Raw genomic sequence first — 23,619 nt, 5'->3', positions numbered from 1 at the left:
GCGCGGCGCGCTTCCTCTTGATCCCGCTTTCGGTCCAGGGCTAGCGTGAGGCCGTCGCGCAGGACGACCGGCGCGACGCCTGCAATTCGGGGGAGCGGATCTGTGGGGAGTGGCCGTGAACCGTTCGGGCGGGACAGCGACTGCGAAAGAAGAGAACTGGGGAAGGGTCGGCACGCGGCGGGTGACCGCGGTGATCGCGGCGCTCGCTCTGCTCGCGGGGACCTTCGCCGCCGCGCCCCCCCGCGGCCGCCGGACCCGGGAGCCTCGTGTCCGGCGTCGTCTGGGCCGACACGAACCGCAACCAGGTGCGCGACGCCGGCGAGCTGGTGAAGTCCGGCGTCACCGTCGAACTCGTGAGCTCGCCCGGTGGTGCTGTCATCGCCACGACCACCAGCAGCGCGCAGGGCGCTTACAGCTTCGCCAACGTCGCCGACGGCGGTTTCGTCGTGAGGGCCACCGCTCCGGTGCAGTTCACGTTTCCCGCCACCCGGGCGGGCGACAACGACTTCGCCTCGACGGGCGCTCCCGCGCCCGGCCAGCCCCAGCAGGGGGCGACGGTCCCGTTCACGATCACGGGTGCCACCCAGGTGACGGGACTGGATGCCGGCATGCAGCCGCTCGCCGCCATCCAGGTCGTGCCGACACCGCAGGACAACGCCTGCCAGGGACTCATCACGACCGGAACGCCGCCCTTCGACGCGACCGACGGCGGGGGCCTCGACTCCAGCGCCGCCAACTGCCTCGTCCGCACGAACGACTCCACGACGCAGCTCTTCTCGGTGTCTCTCACCGGCCTGCCGACGGGCGGCTCGGTCACGAACGTCGTGCTCGACATCACCGCCTCGAGTGCCGACGGGGCGCGTTTCCAGTTCACAGGGCCGCAGTCGGGCGGGCTGCCGACGGGATGCCTCACCACCGGTGTATCGCCGGCCTCGAACATCACGAACAACCCCGACGGCACCGTCACACTGCACTGCAACATGGGCACCTTCACCTCCGCGGTCGGCATCGTGCAGGTGCCGGTGACGCCTCTGGGCAACTCGATCAACAACTCGCACTTCCGCCTGGTGGCAACCGCGCGCGCGGCGGGCGGCGACGCCATCGCCTCCAATGTCGTCACCAACCCCGATGTGCAGGTGACAGGTCTCCCCCGGTGGGATGTCTCGAAGAGCAACTTCGGGTCGACGGCGACGCCGACGACGCGGACGATCAACGGCCAGTCCCGGACGGGGTACCTGCTCGCCTTCCTCATCGTCTTCTCCCCGACGGGGGGCCTGCGCGGGCAGACGGGACTGACCTCACCGCTCACCTTCACGGACCAGCTCAGCATCCCGGGAGCGATCTTCGACTCGTGCGGCCCCACTCAGAACGGCGGCGGAACCGGGATCGGCGCAACGCCCGGGACGATGACGTGTCCCACCCAAGGCACTCCCGCGGGCAGCAGCACGACCTTCACGATCCAGGGGATGTCCTCGCAGCAGACCAGCGGCTATCACGTCCGATGGTTCCTGCCGCTCGAGGACGCGTATCGGCTGATCGATCCGACCTGGGACCCGGGCGAGCCCATCCCGACCGGGAACATCCCCGTCTCGAACTCCGTCATCAACACGCAGGGCTACACGGATGCCGGGGGCAACCTGAACTACGGGACGTCCGCCACCCCGGGCTTCGAGCCGGGGTGGAACGGCACGACGGCGTCGGGGAACAACGTCACCTCGATCGGGCCGCTCCAGGTACGGCCGCCCGCCCCCGGTATCCCGGGAAGCGGCAAGAGCTACTGGTCGACACTCGGCGGATGCTGCACCCCCGAGGCCAATGCCGGCGGCACCACCGGCACACAGGTCGTACTCAACACTGACGCCCAGACGACGGTGGTGAATCCGATCCTCGTCGACGTCTTCGACGTGTCGGTCTGGCAGATCGCAAGCCTCCCCGCCGCGCCCGCCGGCTACCTCCTCGAATACGCGATCGGCCCCAACACGACGAACACCCAGGCGGGCCCGCCCGTCAACGGCGTGTACCCGTTCAACTCGACGGATCTCAAGGCCGCCGCATCGATCGGCAACCAGGTGCCCGGTCCGTACACGTGGGCATCGGATCCCACCTCGTTCGGAGCGAACTGGCGCGACACCGTGAACATGGTGCGGATGCGGCCGATCAACCCCACAACATTCCTCCCGCCCTCGTCGAGCCTCCGCCTGGCATTCGTGCTCACCGCGCGGTCGATCTACAACGGCGGTCCGAACGCGGGTCAGGAGATACCGGCGGGAGTTCGGTCGATCAACGAGGGCGGCTGGACCGACCCGACGAAAGCCGAGAACTGGTCGACCGGCGAGGCGCTCCTGGCCTTCAATCCGTATCGGGTCAGCGTCTCCAAGAGCGCTCCCCAGGCCCAGTACCTGCCGGGCGACGCTGTCCCCTGGACCGTCCGTCCGGTCATCTTCGCGGGCGGTCCCGGCGGGATCGTCAACCAGGTCGTCGTGACCGACAGGCTTCCGGCGAACCTCGAGATCGACGTCACCTGCACGCAGAACGCGCTGCCCGCGGGGGTCACGCTCGCGTACAACCCCGTCAATCGCCAGGCGACGTTCAGCTACGGCGATGTGACGATCCCGCAGAGCGGGGTGCCCTACAACCTCCCGCCCTTCACGGTGTGCACCCGCGTCTCGACGCTCGCCAACCCGGGCGCCCAGCTGACCAACCCGGTGTCGATCACGACCCCCGACGCGCCCACGGCGACGGGATCTGCACTCATCACCATCAACGGCAGCGGACAGCTCGCCATCCAGAAGTCGGTCGATCGTCCGCTCATCGGCGTCGGCCAGACCTTCACGTGGCGCATCGACTGGTCCAACACCACCACGGCGATCCCGTTCCAGGCCCCCGACCTCATCGACGTGCTGCCGTGGAACGGCGACGGAGCCGACGGATCGCTCTCCAAGCGCGACCAGTACGACTCGGACTACACCGGCACGACGGGTATCACGGGCGCGCTCGCGCAGCCGACCTACACGACCGGCGCGACGGGCAACGTGCCGGGGACCTGGTACTACGCGACGGCGGCACCCGCGACGATCTCCCACGATGCGCGGGACGCGACCAACGCCGACCCCGCCGCCGCAGGAGGGCTCTGGCAGACCGCCGCCGAGATCACGGCCGGCGCCGGGTTCGGCGCGGTGACGGCGGTGCGCTTCGTGTCGTCGACCCCGCTCGCCCAGGGCCAGTCGGTGCGGGCGCTCCTCCCGTCGACGGCCACGCCGTCGGTCGTGGACGGCGACACGGTGCTCGACGGGCTCTACGTGAACCGCTCGATGATCTTCTCCGGGACGTTCGCGCAGCAGCCGCTGCCATCCAACGAGCCGTACGTGCTCATGCCCGGATTCACGATGGGCGACCTCGTGTGGCTCGATCGCAACGCCGACGGCGTGTTCGACAGCGGCGATGAGCCGGTGGCCGGTGTGCCGATCGAGATCCTCGACGCGAACGGCGGGGTCGTCCAGACCCCGACGACGAACGCCGGCGGGCGCTGGGTCGCGTCGGGGCTGAAAGCGGGCACTTATCGAGCCCGCATCCCGGCCTCCGCCTTCGGCGACGGCGCACCCCTGGACGGCACGCAGGTGCTGAGCAACGGCTCGTCGACCAACATGGCGATCGGCGAAGGCCAGGGCAACAAGAACACCGCTGCGCCCGAGCCCGCCGTCAGCGGGCTCACGAGCGCCCCGGTCACGTTCGCCTACACGACTTCGGCCGACGGCTCGATCACGGGCGGGAACCAGCCGCCACAGGCCGCGGCCGACCCCGGCGGCCTTCTCGATCCGCTGCTGCCCGCCGGCTTCATGAACATGAACGTCGACCTCGCCGCCACTCCGCTCGCGGACATCAGCATCGTCAAGTCCGCCGACACCGACGAGATCACCGAGGTGGGCCAGGTCGTCGGCTATTCGTTCCTCGTCGAGAACACCGGCGAGCTCGCACTCACGAACGTCGGGGTGACAGACACGCAGACACCACCCGCGGGAGCGCTGGACGCCGCGCCCGTCTGCGCCGACACGACGCTCGACCCCGGTGAGACGACGACGTGCACGGCGACCTACACCGTGACGCAGGCCGACATCGACAACGGCAGAGTCGACGACTCCGCCGCGTCGTTCGGCACGCCGCCCGGTGGCCTGCCGCTCGTGCAGTCGGAGCCGGACGCGCTCTCGATCCCCGTGACGGATGCCGAGGCATCCATCGCGCTCGAGAAGTCGGCCGACACCGACGAGATCACCGCCGCGGGCCAGGTCGTCGGATACTCCTTCGAGGTGACGAACACGGGCGATCTGACACTCACCGGCGTCTCGGTGACCGATGTGCAGATCGCGCCTGCGGGAGACCTCGACGCGGCGCCCGTCTGCGACAGCACGACGCTCGCACCGGGAGAGTCGACCACGTGCCGCGCCACGTACATCGTGACGCAGGCCGACATCGACAACGGAAAGATCGACGACACGGCGACCGCTGCGGGCAACCCGCCCGGAAACGCACCCGCCGTCGAGTCCGAGCCCGCCGACCTCTCGATTCCCGTGACGGGCCAGGTGCCCTCGATCTCGATCGAGAAGTCGGCCGACCGCGCGGAGTTCACGGCGGTCGGACAGCTCGTGACCTATTCGTTCCTCGTGACGAACACGGGCGACCTGACCCTGAGCGAGGTATCCGTGGACGACGTCCAGGCACCGCCGGCCGGAGCGCTCGACGCGCAGCCCGTGTGCCTCGCGACGTCGCTCGCGCCCGGAGCGCAGACGACCTGCACAGCGACCTACACGGCGACGCAGGCCGACATCGACCACGGGCGCGTCGACGACACGGCGCGCGCCATCGGGACGCCGCCCGCCGGCGGCGTGGTCGAGTCGGCTCCGGACGACCTGTCGATCCCGGTGGCGGGGCAGACGGCGTCCATCGCCCTCGACAAGTCGGCGAGCGTGCAGACCATCGATGCCCTCGGGCAGACGGTGATCTACTCGTTCCTCGTGACGAACACCGGCACGCTCACGCTCACCGGCGTCTTCGTGACAGACGTGCCGCTCGCTCCCGCGGGGCCGCTCGACGGGCCCGTCGACTGTCCGGTCACGACGCTGGCGCCGGGTGCCTCGACGACCTGCACGGCCGAGTACACCGTCACCCAGGAGGACCTCGACCACGGCCGGGTCGACGACACGGCGACGGCGACGGGAACACCCCCCGGCGCGGCGGCGCCTGTCGTGTCCCCCGAGGACTCCGTGTCGATCCCGGTCGACGCCACCGCGAGCATCACGCTCGACAAGACGGCGGACCGCACGACGATCGACGAGGTCGGCCAGATCGTCACGTACTCGTTCCTCGTGACGAACACGGGCGAACTGACGCTCCACGACATCGTCGTCAGCGATCAGCAGCTCGCCCCCGCCGGATCGCTGAACGGGCCCGTGACGTGCCCCGAGACGACTCTCGAGCCGCTGGAGTCCACGACGTGCACGGCGACCTACACCGTCACGCAGGCCGACCTCGACCACGGACGCGTCGACGACACCGCCGCGGCGCAGGGGATCCCGCCCGACGACGGGGCTCCGGTCGTCTCGGCACCCGATCAGGTGTCGATCCCGGTGACCGGCCAGGTGCCGTCGATCTCGATCGAGAAGTCGGCCGACCTCGAGGAGATCACGGCGGTCGGCGACGTCGTGACCTACACCTTCGTGGTGACCAACACCGGCGACCTCACGCTCACGGAGGTTGGAGTCGAGGATGTGCAGACGCCGCCCGCCGGTACGCTCGACGCCGCACCCACGTGCCTCGTCACGACGCTCGCCCCCGGCGCCTCGACGACCTGCACCGCGACGTACACGGCGACACAGGCAGACGTCGACAACGGGCGCATCGACGACACCGCGACCTCGGTCGGCTCCCCGCCGAACGGCGCGTTCCGCGTGCGCTCGACGCCCGACGCCGTCAGCATCCCGGTGACGGACCAGTCGGCGTCGATCGCGCTCGTGAAGTCGTCCGACACCGATGAGATCACGACGCTCGGTCAGGTCGTCGGCTACTCGTTCGACGTGACGAACACGGGCACCCTGACCCTCGCGAACGTGGGGGTCGCCGATGTCCAGGCGCCACCGGCGGGCGCTCTGGACGCCGACCCCGTCTGCGCGGAGACGACCCTCGCGCCGGGCCAGACGACGACGTGCACCGCGACCTACACCGTGACGCAGGCCGATCTCGACAACGGCCGACTGGACGACACCGCGACGGCCCACGGCTCGCCGCCGGGCGATGCCGCCCAGGTGGTGTCGGAGCCGGACGACGTCTCCATCCCGGTGACGGGTCAGACCCGCTCCCTGACGATCGTCAAGACGGCGGATGCGACGCGCCTGACGGCGGCCGGGCAGGTCATCGTCTACGGCTTCGTCGTGACCAACACCGGCACGCTGACCCTCACGGACGTCGCCGTCGAGGACAACCAGGAGTTCTCGGAGGATGTGCTGTCGGCACCGCCGGCCTGCCCGCAGACGACGCTCGCACCCGGCGAGTCGATGACGTGCCACGCCACGATGATCGTGTCGCCGACGGCGTACGAGCGCGGGCGCATCGGCGACACCGCGACCGCGACGGCCTTCGGCGGCGCCGAAGGTCTGACCGTCGAGTCGGGCGAGTCCAGCGTGCAGCTGAACGCCCCGCCCGCTCCCCCGTCGAGTCCGCCGGCAGCCTCGGGCGGGCTCCCCCGACGGGTCTCGGCGCACCGTGGTCGGGTCTCGCCTTCGCGCTTCTCCTCGTCGTCGGCGGCGCACTGCTCATCCTGATACGCCGGGGGAGCCGGAACGAGGTCTGACGCCCGGCGAGCCGATCCCGCCGAGTCGTTGCGGCGCGGAGTGCGCGGTTGATCGAATGTCTGCATGCAGGCAGTCGCGGCATCCGATCCTCCCGGACTCGGTGTGAGCCTGCGCGGCATCGCGCGGGAGGCGCGCGTGCCCTCGACCGCACTCGTCGACGGCGGGCTGACGACCGCGATCCCCGAGCTACCGCTAGCCCACGTCGGGCTCGGCGTCCTCCCCGTCGCCCGCGTCGGGCACGTCGTCCATCAGCACGCGCAGCAGCTCGATCAGGGTCGCGCGGTCGCGGGGCGACAGCTCGGCGAGCGCCTCCTCCTCGCGTCGCACGAGCTCGCGCATGGCGAGGTCGACCCGGGTCGTTCCCTCGTCGGTGATGCGGACCAGGATGCTGCGCCCATCGTTCGGGTTGCGCTTGCGCTCGATGAGGCCGCGCTCCATGAGGCTTGCGAGCCGCGCGGACATGCCGGCGCTGCTCGTCATCGTCCGCTCGATGAGCTGCGCCGGCGCGAGCTGGTGCGGCGGATCGGCGCGGCGGAGGGCCGCGAGCACGTCGAACTCCCATGCCGCGAGCTTCGCCGTGCGGAACGCGCTCGCGCGGAGGCGAGCGAGGCGTGCCGCGACGCGACGCAGCCGCGACATGACGTCGAGGGGCGTGAGGTCGACGTCGGGCAGCCGCTGCGACCACGCGTCGATGAGCAGATCGACCTCGTCATCCCGCACGGCCATGCTTCGACCGTACTTGTTCCGTGCGCACCGGGGCACGCGCCGCACGGGCCGGCCGTCTCGAGGGCCGCACTTTCCTGCGAACGCCCCGTCGGGCGACGCCGCGTTCGCAGGAAAGTGCGGCGGTCGACGGATGCCTCGACCCCGCGAAGACGACGGGGGTCAGCTCGTGAGAATCGCGAGCTGCTGCGTCGCCCGCGTCATCGCGACATAGCGGTCGACCGCGCCCTCGATCCCTCCGCCGAAGTCGTCGGGATCGACGACCACCACGAGATCGAACTCGAGGCCCTTGACGTGCTCGGGGTCGAGCGAGCGCACGCGCGCCGAATCGCCGAACGACGGATCGCCGATGACGCACGCGACCCCCTCGCCCTCGGCGTGCGCGGCGAGCCACTCCGCGACGATCGCGTCGCGCTCCGACGCCGGCCCGTAGCGGACGGGCACACCCGCCGCACGGATCGATGTCGGCACGTTGGCATCGGGGATCGCAGCGCGGATGACGGGCTCGGCCGCCGCCATGACCTCTTCGGGAGTGCGGTAGTTGATCGTGAGCGCCGCCAGCGAGACATCTCGCAGTCCGATCCCGGCGAGTCGCTCCTCCCACGACTCCGTGAAGCCGTGCCGCGCCTGCGCGCGGTCGCCGACGATCGTGAAACTGCGCGACGGGCAGCGGCTCAGCAGCATCCGCCACTGCGCATCGGTCAGCTCCTGAGCCTCGTCGACGATGATGTGCGCGAACGGACCCGCCAGCAGGTCCGCGTCGGCCCGCACGACCCCGGACTCGTCGTCCAGCGAGTTCACGAAGTCTTGCCCCCGCAGCATCGTCATGATCATCATCTCGGAGTCGTCTGCGGCGATCAGCTCGTCGGCGACCCGCTCGCGCTCGGCCCGCTCGGCCGCGAGCGTCGCCTCGCGCTGCTGCCGGCGCCGGGAGGCGGCCGGGTCACCCAGGCGCTGGCGGGCGGCGTCTAGGAGCGGGAGGTCCGACTCGGTCCAGGCCGAGGCATCCGTCCGCTGCAGGAGCGCGACCTCGCCGGCCGTGAGCCACGGAGCGCAGCGGCGCAGGTACGCGGGGACCGACCACAGGTCGGCGACGACGACGGATGCCTCGATCAGCGGCCACGAGCGCTGAAAGGCGCGGGACAGCTCCTCGTGGCGGGCGAGCACACGGCGCAGCTGGTGCGGCGGCGGGGCGTCGTCGTCGCCGAGCCGTTCGCCCACCTGGTCGCCGAGGATCTCGAGCACTGTCTCCCACACCTGGTCGCGCGCCTCGTTGTGCGGCGTGCCGGGCTCCGGCGAGGCGAACGCCTCAGCCCAGTCGTCCGGGGTCAGAACGAGCTCGGTCCACGGCGTCTCGATCACGAGGGCCTTCGTCGGCGGCTCCTCGTAGAGGGCCACGGCCGGCTCGATGGCGTCGACCATGCGCGCATCGGCCTTGAGCCGAGCGACGACCGGGTCGGCCTCGGGCCGCGCCGCCGCACCCTCCCGCACGAGATCGCGCACCATGCAGGTCTGCACGGACTCCTCGCCGAGGCTCGGCAGGACGTCCGAGACGTAGGCGAGGTACTGCTCGTGCGGTCCGACGAAGAGCACGCCGCCGCTCCCTTCGCCGAGGCGGGGGTCGGCGTAGAGGAGGTACGCGGCGCGGTGCAGCGCCACGACCGTCTTGCCAGTACCCGGCCCGCCGTCGACGACGAGCGCGCCCTCGGAGCCCGCGCGGATGATCGCGTCCTGGTCGGCCTGGATCGTGCCGAGCACGTCGCGCATGCGCGCCGACCGGTCGGCTCCGAGGCTCGCGATGAAGGCCGACTGGTCATCGAGCGCGGCTTGGGACTCGAGGCCCGCCGGCGTGAACACCTCGTCCCAGTAGTCACGCACCCGGCCGCTTCCCCAGCGATAGCGCCGGCGGCTCGCCAGGCCCTGGGGGTGGGCGTGCGTCGCCGCGAAGAAGGGCTCGGCCGCGGGCGCGCGCCAGTCGACCAGCAGGCGACGCCCCGCGCTGTCGGTCAACCCGAAGCGTCCGATGTACACGGGCTCTCCGCCGCCCTCGGGCACGATGCGCCCGAGGCACAGGTCGAGGCTGAAGCGGCGCAGAGCCCGCAGGCGTGCGCTCACGCGGTGGATCTCGAGGTCGCGTTCCAGGGCGGCCTGCCCCTTGCCGCCGGGCAGGAGACGGAGGGCGTCGAGTCGTTCGGAGAGCTCGGCGAGGGTCTCCGCGAGGCTCTCGGCGATCGCGACGAAGTGGCGCTCGTCGGTCTCGATGAGAGCCGGGTCCGCCTTGGCGGCGAGGTTCGGGGGCAGGTCGAAGGCGCTGGTGGTGAGGGGTGTCATGGGGTGGCTCCACTTCCGAGGACGCTCAGCGACGCGGCCGATGGGCGCGCCGAGAGCGAAGCGGGGATCGATTCTGCCCCCTCGGGGGGCCCTTGCCGCAAGCCCCCGTCCCGCCCGTAAAATGGAAGGGGAAGGGGAGCCCGCTCAGGGGTGCGCGAGCAGCTTCTCCAGCAGCGCGAGCGCCGCGTCCTGCGGAGCGTCCGGGTCGAGCAGCCACTGGGTCTGCAGGCCGTCGGATGCCGCGATCACGAGTGCCGCCACCGCCTCGGGGTCGACATCGTCGCGCAGCACGCCCTCTGCCTGGTTGATCCGCACACGTTCGGCGATGTCGTGGCGCAGCACTGCGAAGCGCGTGGTGGCGAACTCCCGTGCGGCCGGGTGCCCCTCTTCGAGCGCGGCCGCCACAAGGGTCGAGTAGAGCTGCACGAGGCCTGCGACGGCGCGATTGCGCCGCGCGGACTCCTGCATCATCGCGATCGGCGTCGCTTCGGGGGGATGCGGATCGAGCCTGTCGCCTCGCCTCTCCGACTCGCGGTACACCTCGACGAGCAGTTCCTCGAGTGACCCGAAGTAGTGGGTGAGCGCGGCGTGCGTCACCCCGACCTCCTGCGCGATCGACCGCAGGCTCGTCTTGTCGGACCCGCGCTCGGCGAACACCTCGATCGCCCGGTCGAGGATCTCCTGCCGGCGTGCGACGCCCTTGGCATACGACCCGCGGGAACGGGCCGGAGGGGCATCGTCGGTCATGTCGGCATCCTATCCGGAAAAACCTCCACGCGGAGGTTTTCTGTGCTACGTTGACCGTGCACGAGCGGATGCCTCGTCCCTTTCATCGCCGAATCTAGGAGCGCTGACCGATGCCGGTCCTCACGTCCATCCAGCTGTTCACCCTCCGCGAGGCGCTCGAGAGCGACCTCGACGGCACCCTGGCCGAGGTCGCCGCCCGCGGTTTCACCGCCGCCGAGCCCTACGACTTCGTCCGTCGCGCCGAGCCCCTCGCCGCGGCGCTGACGGCGCACGGCATCGCGGCGCCATCGGGCCACGCGTTCCTCGCGTCCGAGTCGTTCGTCAATCCGGACGGCAGCGGAACCTCGCTGCCCGTGCCGCCTCCGGCCGAGGTCTTCGCCGCCGCGAAGACGCTCGGGATGGAGATCGTGATCGACCCCTACACGGCGCCCGAGCGCTGGCAGTCGGTCGAGCAGATCGAAGAGACCGCGCGCCTGCTCAACGCCGCCGCCGAGATCGGCGCGACCGAGGGCATCCGCGTCGGCTACCACAACCATGCGCACGAGCTCGAGGCGACCTTCGACGGCACGACGGGCCTCGAAGTGCTCGCCGGCCTCCTCGACCCGCGCGTCGTGCTCGAGGTCGACCTGTACTGGGTTCAGCGGGGCGGAGTCGACCCGGTCGAGCTCCTGCAGCGCCTCGGCGACCGCGTGGTCGCGGTTCATGCCAAGGACGGCACGCTCGACGCCGAGGCCCTCGCCGCCTATCCCCCGGCCGATCAGGTGCCCGCCGGCGAGGGCGTCGTGCCGCTGGCCGAGGCCATCGAGGCGGCCCCCGCACTCGAGCTCGCGATCGTCGAGTTCGATCACTACAACGGCGACCTCTACGACGCGATCGAGAAGAGCCGCGTCTACCTCGACGGGATCGTCCGCTGATGGCGTCGTCGGGTCCCGTCGGCGTCGGCCTCATCGGCGCGGGAAACATCAGCGACCAGTACCTCACCCACCTCACGAGCTTCCCCGACGTGCGGGTGCTCGCCATCGGCGACCTCCTCGAAGACCGCGCACGTGAGCAGGCCGCCAAGTACGGCGTTCCCTCGGCGGGCGGGGTCGACGTCGTGCTCGACCACCCCGACATCGAGATCGTCGTCAATCTGACGATCCCTGCGACGCACGTCGAGGTGTCCGAGGCGATCCTCGCCGCCGGCAAGCACGTCTGGAGCGAGAAGCCCATCGGTGTCGACCGCGAATCGTCGCTCGGGATGCTCGAGAAGGCGGATGCCGCGGGCCTGCGCGTCGGCCTCGCCCCCGACACGGTCCTCGGCCCCGGCATCCAGACCGCCAAGCGGGCGATCGCGCGCGGCGACATCGGCCGCCCCCTCGTCGCGTCGACGAGCTTCCAGTGGCAGGGCCCGGAGATCTTCCACCCCAACCCCGGATTCCTGTACGCCCGCGGCGGCGGACCGCTCCTCGACATGGGCCCGTACTACGTCTCGGCTCTCATCCACGTCTTCGGACCGGTCGCCGCCGTCGCCGCGCTCGGTCTCAAGGGCTCCGAGACACGCCAGGTGCAGGTCGGTCCTCAGGCCGGCGAGGACTTCCCCGTCGAGATCCCGTCGACGGTGTCGGCACTCATCGCCTTCGAGCAGGGCGCGCAGGCCCAGAGCCTCTACAGCGTCGATTCGCCGCTGTTCCGCCACGGCGTCGTCGAGATCACGGGCACCGAGGGCACGATGGTCATCCCCGACCCGAACACGTTCGGCGGCGCGATCACCATCACGCGTCCGCTCAAGGAAGCCGTCGTGCCGCCGGCTCCCGTCGTGCAGGAGGTCATCGACGTTCCGCAGGAGGGCGTCCTCGCCGGTCGCGGCCTCGGCCTGCTCGACATGGCGCGGTCCATCCGCGCAGGTCGCCCCCACGTCGCGACGGGCCGATTCGGCTACCACGTGCTCGACACGCTCCTGTCGATCGAGGAGGCCGTCGAGCAGCGCACGTTCGTGCCGGTCGAGAGCACGCTCGACGAGGTCGGCTCGATCCCAGCGGACTTCGATCCGCTCGCGTCGACTCTCTGAGGCATCCCTCTTCCTGAGCAGTCCCTCTTCGGACCGGCGTCGCCCACGGGCGGCGCCGGTTCGTCGTTCCCTTCGCAGTTCCGGTCCCGCAGACACAGGTCGACCACGTATCTGCAGGACGGATTCGGCCGAACCGTCCTGCACGCGCGTGGTCGACCTGTCGATCAGTTGGGCCGCGGAGGCTCCTCGGGGTTGCCCGGCCGCACCGGCGCGTCGTCGCGGATGTCGATGCGCGTGACGCCCTCGGCGGGGTGGCTCACGTCGATGCGGGGCGCCGCGTCCTCCTCGACCGCGTCGGGCGCGGCGAGCAGCTGATCCCGCCGCTTCTCCTCGTCGGTCATGTCGTCGGTCGCGTGCCCGTCCGGGGTCGGCTCATGCGAAGCATCCATGGCCCGACCGTACGACGCGACCGACCGCGAGAACCGGGGGTTTACACCCCCGGGCCATCGCGCTAGCGGCGTGGAAAAGGCGGCGGCGCCGAGGCATCCGCCCCGGCACCGCCGCCCTTCTCACCTGCGCGGGATCAGCCGCAGACGGCTCCCGCGTAGGTCGCCGTCGTGGTCGACGTGACGGGCGTGCCGCCGATCGTCGCCGTCGCCGTGACCTCGGCCGAGCCGCCTTCGAGGTTCGCCAGGCGCGTGGTGAACGCCTGAGACGTCGCCTTGCCTGCCGCGAGCGCCGCGACGTCCTTCGTGCCGTACGCCGACTTGACCGACAGCGACGCCGAGACCTCGTCGATGTTCTTCGCCGTGACGGTGAGCACCGCCTTGCCCGCGACGCACCGCGTGGCGGTCGTGACCTGGATCTTCGGCCCCTTCGAGGGCACAGTCTGCGGCGCAACGCTCTCGAGCGTGGGCTTGACGGTCTTCATCAGTCCGTCGGCGCCGAACTCGAGCTTGTCGATCGTCGTCTCGCGGTGCGTGCCGTCGCCGCCCGGCATCCCGAAGCGGTGGTACGCGATGTACCAGTCGTCGGTGCCGGGGACGTTGATGATCGAGCTGTGGCCCGTGCCCTTGATGCCGAGCGACAGATCCTTCTGCAGGATCACGCCGCGGTACGTCCACGGTCCGCTGATGCTCGTCGCGGTCGCATAGCCCACCCGGTAGTTCTCGGAACCGGTGTCGTCGATCGAGTACGTCAGGTGGTACAGACCCTGGCGGTAGTTGAGGAAGACGCCCTCCCGGAAGTCGGTGAGACCGTTGATCCGCTGGTAGGTGCCCGCCTTGATCGACACCATGTCATCGTTCAGCTCCGCCATGACCGGCGACCCGTTGCCCCACGCGAGGTACCACTTGCCCGTCACCGGGTCGTGGAACGCGGCGGGGTCGATCGCCTGGCCCGACGTGACGGCCTCGTTGTTGAGGATCATCGCCGTCGGCTGCGCGACGAACGGACCCTCGGGGCTCGAGGCCACCGCGACGCCGATCGTCTTGCGGTTGTACGTCGGGTTGTGGCCGCTGAAGTAGAAGTAGTACTTCCCGTCGCGCTCGATGATCGTGGGTGCCCACGCGTTGCCGGACGCCCACGGAACGTTGCCGTTCGCGCCGTCGAGCTTCAGGAACGGCTGCTCGGAGCGCGTCCAGTCCACGAGGTTCTTGGACTTCCACACGTAGAACTCGTTGCCGCCCCAGCCGGGGAAGCCGTCGGTCGTGGCGTAGATGTAGTACGTGTCGCCGAAGACCGCGATGTTGGGGTCGGCGTAGAAGCCGGGCAGGACGGGGCTGTTCACCACGAGCGCCTCGAACTTCCACGTCACGGTGCCGCCGTCAGGCTTCGTGAGCGTGTAGTTCACGGGCTGGGTGAGGTTGACCGTCGTGCCGGAGGCCGGCGAGACGGTGGCCCCGGGGACAGTCGAGAACGTCGGGGCGAGGGCTGCGACATCCGTCCCCTTCTTCACGGGCAGCACGACGGTGTGGGCCGCCGCGTCGACGATCGGTGCGAGCTTCAGCGCGTCGGGGTTCGCGAGCGAGACGTCGAGCAGCTGGTCGGTCACTCCCGCGTTGGCCAGCACCTCGGTCGACGAGAGCGCGCGGTTGTAGACGCGCACGTTGTCGAACCAGCCCTGGAAGTACCCGTCCGCCGAGTAGAACGACTTGCCGAGGTACGCCGCGAGGTTGGTGCCGAGGTCGCCGATCTTCGCGCTGAGCGCTTCGTTGGCGCCGAGCTTGATGCCGTCGGAGTAGACCGTCATCTTGGCGCCCTCGAAGACGACGTCGAGATGGTGCCACTGCCCCGAGGTCACGGTGCCCGTCACGGCCGATTCGTTCTGCCACGACGACTGCGTGATGGCGCTGCGCACATCACCCCCGCGGACCCGGAGGAAGTAGTACTTGTCCGTGTCGGCGCCGAGCGCGAACGTGAAGAAGTTCCCGCTCGTCTTCTCGGACTTGACGTCCATCGACACCGTCACGGTGCTGCGGCCGTCGAAGAACCCGGTGGGGAACGACGCGAAGCCGTTCGCCGAGCCGTCCAGCTTCAGCGCCTTGCCCTTCACCGCATCGGTTGCGACCGTCGCCGTCCCGCTCTTGGTCAGGTCGGCGGAGCCGATCGAGTCGTCGAGCGTGCCGTCGTCGAACGTGTACTGCGCGATCGGGTTCTGCTGCGGCTGCTCGGGCTCCTCGGGATCGGTCGGCTCGTCGCCGTAGGCCGCGAGCAGGCGCCGCTCCTCGGCGGCCGACAGACGCAGCACCGACCCGTGACGGAAGGCCTGGTCGAACGAGTACTGGTTCGCGCCCGACCCGGTGCCGAGCTGAGTGAACTGCAGGCTCGCCAGCGTGTTCGCGGTGTGCGCGTAGTAGCCGCTCTGGTCGCCCATGACCGACCAGCGCCCATCGGGGAGCTGGTAGACCGTCAGGCCCTCCATCGAGGCCCGCATTCCGTGAGCGGATGCCTCGCCCCGCGCGATCACGGTGGTCCAGGGACCGTCGAGGCTCGTCGCGGTGTCGACGACCGTGTTCCAGTCCGACGTCGCGAAGCGGTAGTAGGCGTTCCCTTCCTTCGCGATGGTCGTGTCGATGATGTTGGGGCCGGTCGCGCCGTCGCCCTTGGCGTTGAGCGACTGCCAGATCTCGGGCTTCGTGAAGGTCGTGAAGTCGCGGGTCTTGGTCAGGTAGACGCGCAGGGCCCAGTCGTTCGTGCCGTTGTCGGTCTTGTCGCGTGCAGACCAGTAGACGTAGTACTCACCGGTCGCCTCGTTGTAGATCGCCTCGGGCGCCCAGACGCACCCTGCCTGGTCGAAGCCGGCGAACACGATGCGCTGATCGCTCCAGTGCACGAGGTCGGTGGACTCCCACACGACGATGTTCTGGCTCGCGTTGAGCTGATCCCAGCCCGAACCGCCGGCGCCGCCGCCTTCAGCGTGCAGGTCCGTGCCGATGATCCAGTACTTGTCGCCTTCCGGCGAGCGGACGAGGTGCGGGTCGCGCACGCCGAGGTCGCCCGCGAGGTTCGCGAGGATCGGCGCGTTCTGGTTGAGCTTCTCCCAGTGCAGGCCGTCTTCGCTGTAGCCGTAGAAGATCTTCTCGTAGCCGCCCTGCGCCGCGAAGTGCGTCCACAGGTAGCCGGCGGTGTAGTCCTTGTCGAGGCCCGCCGGAGCGGCCTTGACGGTGACGGGGATCGCGCGCTGCACGCCCGAGGCCGCAACTGTCGCGGTGAGGGTCACGGCCGTGTCGGTCGCCCCGCGCGTGACGACGCCGGCTGCCTTGCCGCCCTGTGCGGTCGTCGTGATGACACCGGCCGGCGACGCCGACCAGGTGATGGCGCTGCCGTTCTTCGAGCCCTTCGAGGGGAGCGTGACGTTGCCGCGGATGTCGGTGGCGTTCGGGATGACGATCGCGTCGAGGTCCTGCTGTGCGAGCACCTCGCCGCCCGGCTGCGGGAGCACCGTCACCGTGAACTGCTTGGTCTGCGAAGAGCCGCCGCGGGTGAGCGTCGCGGTGAGCGTCACGTCGACGGGCGCCTGACCGGCAGCGGGGCGCGTGACGACACCCGTCGCCGTCACGGCTCCCGTGTTGCTCGACGCCCACGAGACGCTCGAGCCGTTCGCGGCGGTCGTCGGCAGCGTGAGGTTCGCCGTCACGCCGCTGGTGTTGCCGAGGGAGAGGGATGCCGCGTCCCGCTGCACCCTCGTCGCATCGGTCGGGGCGAGCCCGGCCACCTCGGTCGCTGACAGTGCCGAGTCGTAGATCCGCACGTCGCGGAGGCTGCCGGCGAGGTACTTGTCGGCGTTGTACACCGAGCGGCCGAGGTAGTTGGCCGTTGTGACACCGCCGCCGATCGCGCCGGGCGTGATCGTGACGCCCGTGCTCTGGCCGACCTGGACGCCGTCGAGGTAGATGCGCGCGGTGTCGGTCGCGTCGTCGAGCGTGTATGTGATCGTCTTCCACACGTCACGCGCGAGGTTCGCGCTGCTGTTGACGGTCTGCTCGGTCGTCCAGTTGCCCGTCGCGATCGAGGTCTTGTACGAGTTCCCGGTCGAGTAGAGGTAGCCGTTGCCGACCCCCGAGGCATCCGTGTTCCCGAACCCGTAGATGAAGTAGGGGGTGCCCTGCGCCGCGCGCACCAGCACGTCGGCGCTGACCGTGATCGAGCTGAGTCCGGCGAGCAGGTTGTTCGGCAGCTTCACGTGGTCGTCGGTGCCGTCGAGCCGAGCGCCCTCGCCACCGGTGAGCGTGGGGCCGCCGACGTAGACGGCGTTCCGGCCCGAGCCCGAGGCATCCGTCGCCACCGTCCCCGACGTCTCGTTCAGCGGGTAGTAGGCGACGAGGTGAGGCTCGGCCGCGGCCGCCGGCTGGATGGCCGCGACGGCGCCCGTGAACCCGATCGCGAGGGCCGAAACGCCGGCGACGACGCGGCGCAGAACTTGCTGCTTCATTGCACATCCTTCTCGCCCGCGACATCGGCGGGGCGGTCCGTTCGGGATGTTATCGCTCACATGGCGTTCGTGCAACGCTTTCCTCGCAGGATGTCGGGCGCCGGCACCAGACTGTTCGCATGGAGGCCGTGCGACCGTGGGTGCTGCACGTCGACCTCGACCAGTTCATCGCGGCGGTCGAAGTGCTGCGGCATCCCGAGCTCGCGGGCCGGCCGGTCATCGTCGGCGGACGCGGAGACCCGACCGAGCGGGCGGTCGTCTCGACCGCCTCCTACGAGGCGCGGGAGTTCGGCGTGGGGTCCGGGATGCCGCTGCGCATCGCCGCTCGCAAGGTGCCCGACGCCGTCATCCTCCCCGTCGACGCCGAGGCGTACCGCGAAGCGTCCGACGAGGTGATGGCCGAGCTCCGCGCCCAGCCCGGAGCCGTCGTGCAGGTGCTCGGGTGGGACGAGGCGTTCGTCGGCGTGAGCACCGACGACCCCGAGGCCTCCGCACGCGAGATCCAGCGATCCGTCCTGGCGCGCACCCGCCTGCACTGCAGCGTCGGCATCGGCGACACCCTCGTGCGGGCGAAGATCGCGACCGGGTTCGGCAAGCCGCGCGGCGTCTTCCGCCTGACCCGCGAGAACTGGCTCGAAGTCATGGGCGCCCGCCCGACGGTCGAGCTGTGGGGCGTCGGCACCAAGGTGTCGCGGCGGTTGGCGGGTCTCGGCATCCACACCGTCGACGAGCTCGCTCACGCCGACGAGGGTCCTCTCATCGGCGAGTTCGGCCCCAAGATGGGACTCTGGTACGCGCAGCTCGGCCGCGGCGACGGGTCGGCGGTCGTCGACGACACCCCCTGGGTCGCGCGCGGTCACGGCCGTGAGACGACGTTCCAGCAGGACATCGCCGAGCCCGAGCAGATCGAGCGGGCGGCGCTCGAGCTCTTCGACCAGGTGCTCGCCGACGTCCGGGCCGAGGGCCGGCCCGTGGTCGGGCTGGGGCTCAAGGTGCGCTACGCGCCCTTCCTGACCAAGACCTTCACCAAGAAGATCCCCACGACGAGCGATCGCGACGAGATCCTCGCCAAGACGATGGAGCTCGTCGCCAGGATCGAGCCGGGGCGGCCGCTGCGGCTGCTCGGCGTGCGGCTCGAGATGGCGATGCCCGACGATGCGCGGGGCGATCACACGCCGACCCGCAGCGGCTGGTGAGTCGAGGGCGGCGATGAGGCTCGGGCCGTTTTTGAGCGGGGTGCAACAACGGCGTACCCTTTCATCGTCGCGCGTCGTCCCTCCGGACCGCGACATCCCACGATGACTCCCTCCCCCGCCCCGCTCCGTCACGCCGAAGCTGCCGTGGCCGTCGTCGGCGGCGGTCAACTCGGAAGTGCCCTGTCTCGCGCTCTGCGCGAGGCCGGCGTCCGCGTCGACGGCCCGCTCGGGCGCGGTGAGGACGCGGCATCCGTCGATGTGGTGCTTCTGTGCGTGCCCGATTCCGAGATCGCGGCAGCCGTCCGCGCGCACGCGCGAGACGGCCGGCAGATCGGGCACACCTCGGGTGCGACGGAGGTGGCGCAGTCCGGTGCCGATTTCGGCCTGCACCCGCTGCAGACGTTCCTCGGCGGCGAAGGGCTCGAGGCCTTCGACGGGATCGGCTGTGCGATCGCCGGGCGGACTCCGGCCGCGCTCGCCACCGCACGCCGACTGGCCTCGGCCCTCGGCGCGATTCCCTTCGAGATCGCCGACGACGCCCGGCCCGCGTACCACGCGGCGGCGTCGATCGCGTCCAACTACCTCGTCACGCTCCAGGCCGCGGCCGAGCAGATCGCGGCCGGGGCGGGGCTCTCCCGAGGCGACGCCCGCGCGCTCCTGGCGCCACTCGTCCGCAGCACCGTCGAGAACTGGGCCGCGCACGGACCCGCATCCGCCCTCACGGGCCCGATCGCGCGCGGCGACGAAGCGACCGTCGCACGGCAGCGTGCGGCCGTCGCGGGCCACGCCGCCGAGCTCCTCCCCCTGTTTGACGTGCTCGCGGACCGCACCCGCGTTCTGGCGGCGACGAGAGAGACCGCCCCGTGAGGATCATGCGCACGATCGCCGACGTGCGCGCCGCCGTCGGCGAGGCCCGCGACAGCGGGAGCACGGTGGGCCTCGTCCCGACGATGGGGGCCTTCCACGAAGGCCATCTGTCGCTCATGCGGCGCGCCCGCGCCGAGAACGACCTCGTGGTCGTCTCGGTCTTCGTCAACCCGACGCAGTTCGGCGTCGGCGAAGACCTCTCGACCTACCCGCGCGACGAGCAGCGCGACGCCGCGCTCGCGCGCGAGGCGGACATCGACATCCTGTTCGCGCCACCCCTGACGGAGGTCTACCCGCGGGGGTTCGCGACGACGATCCACGTGGCCGGCGTGACGGAAGTGCTCGACGGTGCGAGCCGCGGCCCTCACCACTTCGACGGAGTGGCCACCGTCGTGACCAAGCTCTTCCAGATCGTCGCGCCAGACACCGCCTACTTCGGCCAGAAGGATGCGCAGCAGGTGCTCGTGGTCCGACGCCTCGTGCGGGATCTCGACATGCCTGTGCGGATCGTCGCCTGCCCGATCGTGCGCGAGCCGGACGGTCTCGCCATGAGCTCCCGCAACGTCTACCTCGACCAGGACGCGCGCCGGCGCGCCACTGCGCTGAACCGCGCACTGGACGCCGCGGAAGCGCTCGTCGCGGCAGGGCGCAAGGATCGGGATGCCGTCATCGCGGTCGCACGCGCCGAGCTCGAGGCATCCGCGATCCAGCCCGAGTACGTCGAATTGCGATCGACCGACGATCTGCGCGAACTCGACCGCATCGACTCGACGGCGCTCCTCCTCGTCGCCGCCCGGGTCGGCGCGGCACGGCTCATCGACAACCGGACCCTGGAGGTGTCGCCCTGATGCGACGGACCATGCTGAAGTCCAAGATCCACCGTGCCACCGTGACCGGCAGCGACCTGAACTACGTCGGCTCGATCACGATCGACCCCGACCTGCTCGAGGCGTCCGACATCCTCGAACACGAGCAGGTGCACGTGGTCGACGTCGACAACGGCGCACGCTTCGAGACGTACACGATCGCGGGCGTCAGGGGCACGGGCGAGATCCGGGTCAACGGCGCCGCCGCGCGCCTCGTCCACCACGGCGACACGATCATCGTCATCTCGTACGCCGAGTACGACGCGGCGGAGCTCGAGAAGTACGCGCCGGTGGTGGTTCACGTCGACCGCAGCAACGCGATCATCGACGTCGATGCGGCGGTCGCGGAACTGCGCTTCGCGGGGGTGCCGACGTGAGCGCCCGTCCCGCCGCGGGCGCGCGCCCGCCGGTCACGCTCGCGGCTCTCGCCGCGCAGAAGGCCCGGCACGAGCCGATCGTCATGGTGACCGCGTACGACTACCCGAGCGCGCAGATCGCCGAGGCGGCGGGCGTCGACATCGTGCTCGTCGGCGACTCGGGGGCCATGACCGTGCTCGGGTACGACAGCACCGTGCCGATCACGGTCGATGAGATGCTCGTGCTGACCTCAGCCGTCCGCCGCGGGCTGTCCACGCCGCTCCTCGTCGCCGATCTGCCGTTCGGCTCCTACGAGGTCTCCGACGAGCAGGCCGTCGCGACCGCCCAGCGCTTCGTCAAGGAGACGGGCTGCGATGCGGTCAAGATCGAGCGCGGGGGAACGACCGTCGATCGCGCGCGCGCCATCGTCGCCGCCGGCATCCCCGTCATGGGACACGTCGGACTGACGCCGCAAACGGCCGTGGCGATCGGCGGCTACCGCTCCCAGGGCCGCACGGCCGAAGACGCGCTCGCCGTGGCCCGCAGCGCGTTCGCCCTGCAGGACGCCGGCTGCTTCGCCGTCGTCTTCGAGGCGATCCCCGGCGAGGTGACGGATGCTGTCATGCCGCGGCTTCAGATCCCCGTCATCGGCATCGGCGCCGGCGCCGCGACGGACGGCCAGGTGCTCGTGTTCCACGATCTTCTCGGGATCTACGACGGACACCCCGCACGGTTCGTGAAGCGCTATGCCGACCTCCGCTCGGCCATGATCGAGGGCGTCAGCGCCTATGCCGCTGAGGTGCGCTCGGGCGCCTACCCGCAGCCGCAGCACGGGTACGGGATGGCGGAGCATGAGGCCGCACACCTTCGCGAACTCCTCGACGAGGAGCCCTGAACCGCTGTACGCGGTCCGCGCGTCGTCCCCGCCGGGTGAGGTCGACGGTCGGCGAATCGCGTCATCCTGGCCCAGTCCCGCGGGATGCGCAATGCACGAGGGGCCGCTGCGCCACCAAGATGGAGGGATCGCGCTGCTCCCACGTAAGCGCACAGGATCATCGCACTGGTGAGAGATCGATCTCGGGCGGAAGGAACCCCATGAAGTTCGCAAGGCTCGGACCCGAGGGACAGGAGCGTCCGGTCGTCCTCGTCGACGACCAGGCATTCAGCATCACCTCGCTCGTCGACGACATCGATGCTGGATTCTGGACCTCGGGAGCACCCGGGCGCATCGCCGAAGCCCTGGCCGCCGGCCGGCTGCCGCTCGTCGAGGATGCGGACCGCCTCCGTATCGGCGCTCCGCTCGCGCGACCGGGTGCCCTCGTCTGCGTCGGGCTCAACTACGCCGCCCACGCCGCCGAGTCCGGGGTTCAGCCTCCCGCGGCGCCTGTCATCTTCCTCAAGGTGCCCAACACCGTCGTCGGTCCCGACGACGCCGTGACGATTCCGAGGAACAGCACGAAGACGGACTGGGAGGTCGAGCTCGGGGTCGTCATCGGGTCGCGCGCCTCCTACCTGGCCACCCCCGAGGAGGCGCTCGGCCACGTCGGGGGCTACTTCATCGCGAACGATGTGTCGGAGCGCGAGTTCCAGCTCGAGCTCTCGGGCGGACAGTGGAGCAAAGGGAAGGTCTCACCGGGATTCAGCCCGCTGGGACCGTGGCTCGTGACGGCGGACGAGATCGACCCGAGCCGCCTCGGGCTGCGCAGCTTCGTCAACGGGGAGCCCCGTCAGGACTCCAGCACCGCCGACATGATCTTCGACGTCGCCTACATCGTCCATCACCTCAGCCAGTTCATGACGCTCGATCCGGGCGACGTCGTACTGACCGGCACGCCCGAAGGGGTGGCGCTGTCGGGCCGGTTCCCCTATCTCGCCCCCGGCGATGTCGTCGAGCTCGAGATCGACGGCCTCGGGCGGCAGCGTCAGGAGTTCGTCGGGTTCGGAGGCGTCCGATGACCGCCGGCGAATTCGACGGGCTCGTCGCGATCATCACCGGCGGCGCGTCGGGCATCGGGGCCGAAGTCGCGCGGGTCCTCCTGGACCGGGGCGCGCGGGTGGCGGTGTTCGACCTCGATCCCGCCGGCGCCCCCGAGGGCGTCCTCCGGATCGGAGCCGATGTATCGTCCGACGAGAGCGTGCGGGCGGGCGTCGCTCGGGTCGTCGACGCCCTCGGCCGCCTCGACATCGTGGTCAACAACGCCGGCATCGGCGCGCAAGGCGATGTCTCGCGCAATTCGGACGAGGAGTGGCACCGCGTCTACGACGTCAATGTGCTGGGAGCCGTCCGCGTGTCGCGGGCCGCCCTGCCGCACCTGCGCCGGTCGCCCTCCGCCGCGATCGTCAACGTGGCGTCGGTCGCCGCGACGACCGGGCTGCCGCAGCGGGCGCTGTACTCGGCGACGAAGGGCGCGCTGCAGTCGCTCACCCTCGCCATGGCCGCCGACCACCTGCGGGAAGGGGTCCGCGTCAACTGCGTGAACCCGGGAACGGCTGCCACACCGTGGGTGCAGCGGCTCCTCGACGCGGCCGACGACCCGGCCGCCGAGCGTGCCGCCCTGGAGGCGCGCCAGCCCCACGGCCGCCTCGTCTCGCCGCACGAGGTCGCCCTCGCCATCGCCTACCTCGCGAGCCCCGCCTCCGGGTCGACCGCCGGGACGGCGCTCGCGGTCGACGGCGGCATGGCGAGCCTCCGCCTTCGGGCACCGGAATAGGTCGCCGTCCGGCTGAGCGGCCCGGCGACGTGCGCTGATCCGGCCGGGGGGCGGTA

The 23,619-nt window shown here is 70.6% G+C and carries 15 protein-coding genes; 10 read left to right on the top strand and 5 right to left on the bottom strand.

Annotation, left to right across the window (positions count from 1 at the left end):
• Window positions 1–266: 266 nt before the first annotated feature.
• A complete protein-coding gene (locus G5T42_RS08690; protein ID WP_165127731.1) occupies window positions 267–6,812 on the top strand; it encodes an SdrD B-like domain-containing protein in 6,546 nt (2,181 codons plus the stop codon).
• Window positions 6,813–7,034: 222 nt separating this feature from the next.
• Here the strand turns inward: G5T42_RS08690 and G5T42_RS08685 are convergent, their stop codons facing one another.
• The 3 genes from G5T42_RS08685 to G5T42_RS08675 all read right to left on the bottom strand — a co-directional run bounded on the left by G5T42_RS08685 (window position 7,035) and on the right by G5T42_RS08675 (window position 10,643).
• Complete coding sequence (locus tag G5T42_RS08685) at window positions 7,035–7,568, bottom strand: MarR family transcriptional regulator (protein WP_165127729.1); 534 nt, start codon at window positions 7,566–7,568, stop codon at window positions 7,035–7,037.
• Between the two features lie 159 nt (window positions 7,569–7,727).
• Window positions 7,728–9,896 (bottom strand): RNA polymerase recycling motor ATPase HelR, encoded by a 2,169-nt coding sequence (gene helR, locus G5T42_RS08680; protein WP_165127727.1) that lies wholly within the window; start codon window positions 9,894–9,896, stop codon window positions 7,728–7,730.
• Window positions 9,897–10,040: 144 nt separating this feature from the next.
• Window positions 10,041–10,643 carry a TetR/AcrR family transcriptional regulator gene (locus G5T42_RS08675; protein ID WP_165127725.1) on the bottom strand — a complete coding sequence of 201 codons (603 nt, stop codon included), beginning with the start codon at window positions 10,641–10,643 and terminating at the stop codon, window positions 10,041–10,043.
• A gap of 110 nt (window positions 10,644–10,753) precedes the next feature.
• Between G5T42_RS08675 and G5T42_RS08670 the strand changes: the two genes are divergently transcribed.
• Together G5T42_RS08670 and G5T42_RS08665 are read left to right on the top strand one after the other, a co-directional pair.
• Window positions 10,754–11,557, top strand: coding sequence for a sugar phosphate isomerase/epimerase (locus G5T42_RS08670; RefSeq protein WP_165127723.1), 804 nt, complete (start codon window positions 10,754–10,756; stop codon window positions 11,555–11,557).
• Complete coding sequence (locus tag G5T42_RS08665; RefSeq protein ID WP_206535597.1) at window positions 11,557–12,693, top strand: Gfo/Idh/MocA family oxidoreductase; 1,137 nt, start codon at window positions 11,557–11,559, stop codon at window positions 12,691–12,693. Before G5T42_RS08670 ends, G5T42_RS08665 begins: the two co-directional genes overlap by 1 nt.
• 164 nt (window positions 12,694–12,857) lie before the next feature.
• On the opposite strand, the gene G5T42_RS08660 is transcribed toward G5T42_RS08665, so the two are convergent.
• Together G5T42_RS08660 and G5T42_RS08655 are read right to left on the bottom strand one after the other, a co-directional pair.
• Window positions 12,858–13,082: a hypothetical protein gene (locus G5T42_RS08660; protein WP_165127721.1), complete on the bottom strand. Its 225-nt coding sequence runs from the start codon at window positions 13,080–13,082 to the stop codon at window positions 12,858–12,860.
• A 134-nt stretch (window positions 13,083–13,216) separates the two neighbouring features.
• Window positions 13,217–17,566: a family 43 glycosylhydrolase gene (locus G5T42_RS08655; protein WP_165127719.1), complete on the bottom strand. Its 4,350-nt coding sequence runs from the start codon at window positions 17,564–17,566 to the stop codon at window positions 13,217–13,219.
• 119 nt (window positions 17,567–17,685) lie between these two features.
• On the opposite strand from G5T42_RS08655, the gene G5T42_RS08650 reads away from it, so the two are divergent.
• The 7 genes from G5T42_RS08650 (at window position 17,686) to G5T42_RS08620 (ending at window position 23,563) form a co-directional block, all read left to right on the top strand.
• Complete coding sequence (locus tag G5T42_RS08650; RefSeq protein WP_206535596.1) at window positions 17,686–18,762, top strand: DNA polymerase IV; 1,077 nt, start codon at window positions 17,686–17,688, stop codon at window positions 18,760–18,762.
• 102 nt (window positions 18,763–18,864) lie between these two features.
• Window positions 18,865–19,629 (top strand): Rossmann-like and DUF2520 domain-containing protein, encoded by a 765-nt coding sequence (locus G5T42_RS08645; protein ID WP_165127717.1) that lies wholly within the window; start codon window positions 18,865–18,867, stop codon window positions 19,627–19,629.
• Entirely contained in the window at window positions 19,626–20,477 is an 852-nt protein-coding gene (gene panC, locus G5T42_RS08640) for a pantoate--beta-alanine ligase (RefSeq protein WP_165127715.1), read from the top strand. The genes G5T42_RS08645 and panC overlap by 4 nt, the downstream gene beginning before the upstream one ends.
• Window positions 20,477–20,872 (top strand): aspartate 1-decarboxylase, encoded by a 396-nt coding sequence (gene panD, locus G5T42_RS08635; protein ID WP_165127713.1) that lies wholly within the window; start codon window positions 20,477–20,479, stop codon window positions 20,870–20,872. Before panC ends, panD begins: the two co-directional genes overlap by 1 nt.
• Entirely contained in the window at window positions 20,869–21,747 is an 879-nt protein-coding gene (gene panB, locus G5T42_RS08630) for a 3-methyl-2-oxobutanoate hydroxymethyltransferase (RefSeq protein WP_165127711.1), read from the top strand. The genes panD and panB overlap by 4 nt, the downstream gene beginning before the upstream one ends.
• Before the next feature lie 200 nt (window positions 21,748–21,947).
• On the top strand, window positions 21,948–22,808 hold the full coding sequence (locus G5T42_RS08625; RefSeq protein WP_165127709.1) for a fumarylacetoacetate hydrolase family protein: 861 nt from the start codon (window positions 21,948–21,950) through the stop codon (window positions 22,806–22,808).
• Window positions 22,805–23,563, top strand: a complete 759-nt coding sequence (locus tag G5T42_RS08620) for an SDR family oxidoreductase (protein ID WP_165127707.1) — start codon at window positions 22,805–22,807, stop codon at window positions 23,561–23,563. Before G5T42_RS08625 ends, G5T42_RS08620 begins: the two co-directional genes overlap by 4 nt.
• Window positions 23,564–23,619: the final 56 nt, after the last annotated feature.

The organism is Microbacterium sp. 4R-513 (assembly GCF_011046485.1).
GTDB lineage: Bacteria > Actinomycetota > Actinomycetes > Actinomycetales > Microbacteriaceae > Microbacterium.
Note: the sequence above shows the minus strand (reverse complement) of the source record. Positions and strands in the feature narration are given on the sequence as shown.

Bases quoted from the DNA above. Each gene is read 5' to 3' on its own strand.
- G5T42_RS08685 (WP_165127729.1), bottom strand. From the start codon at position 7,568: ATGGCCGTGCGGGATGACGAGGTCGATCTGCTCATCGACGCGTGGTCG.
- helR (WP_165127727.1), bottom strand. From the start codon at position 9,896: ATGACACCCCTCACCACCAGCGCCTTCGACCTGCCCCCGAACCTCGCC.
- G5T42_RS08675 (WP_165127725.1), bottom strand. From the start codon at position 10,643: ATGACCGACGATGCCCCTCCGGCCCGTTCCCGCGGGTCGTATGCCAAG.
- G5T42_RS08670 (WP_165127723.1), top strand. From the start codon at position 10,754: ATGCCGGTCCTCACGTCCATCCAGCTGTTCACCCTCCGCGAGGCGCTC.
- G5T42_RS08665 (WP_206535597.1), top strand. From the start codon at position 11,557: ATGGCGTCGTCGGGTCCCGTCGGCGTCGGCCTCATCGGCGCGGGAAAC.
- G5T42_RS08660 (WP_165127721.1), bottom strand. From the start codon at position 13,082: ATGGATGCTTCGCATGAGCCGACCCCGGACGGGCACGCGACCGACGAC.
- G5T42_RS08655 (WP_165127719.1), bottom strand. From the start codon at position 17,566: ATGAAGCAGCAAGTTCTGCGCCGCGTCGTCGCCGGCGTTTCGGCCCTC.
- G5T42_RS08650 (WP_206535596.1), top strand. From the start codon at position 17,686: ATGGAGGCCGTGCGACCGTGGGTGCTGCACGTCGACCTCGACCAGTTC.
- G5T42_RS08645 (WP_165127717.1), top strand. From the start codon at position 18,865: ATGACTCCCTCCCCCGCCCCGCTCCGTCACGCCGAAGCTGCCGTGGCC.
- panD (WP_165127713.1), top strand. From the start codon at position 20,477: ATGCGACGGACCATGCTGAAGTCCAAGATCCACCGTGCCACCGTGACC.
- G5T42_RS08625 (WP_165127709.1), top strand. From the start codon at position 21,948: ATGAAGTTCGCAAGGCTCGGACCCGAGGGACAGGAGCGTCCGGTCGTC.
- G5T42_RS08620 (WP_165127707.1), top strand. From the start codon at position 22,805: ATGACCGCCGGCGAATTCGACGGGCTCGTCGCGATCATCACCGGCGGC.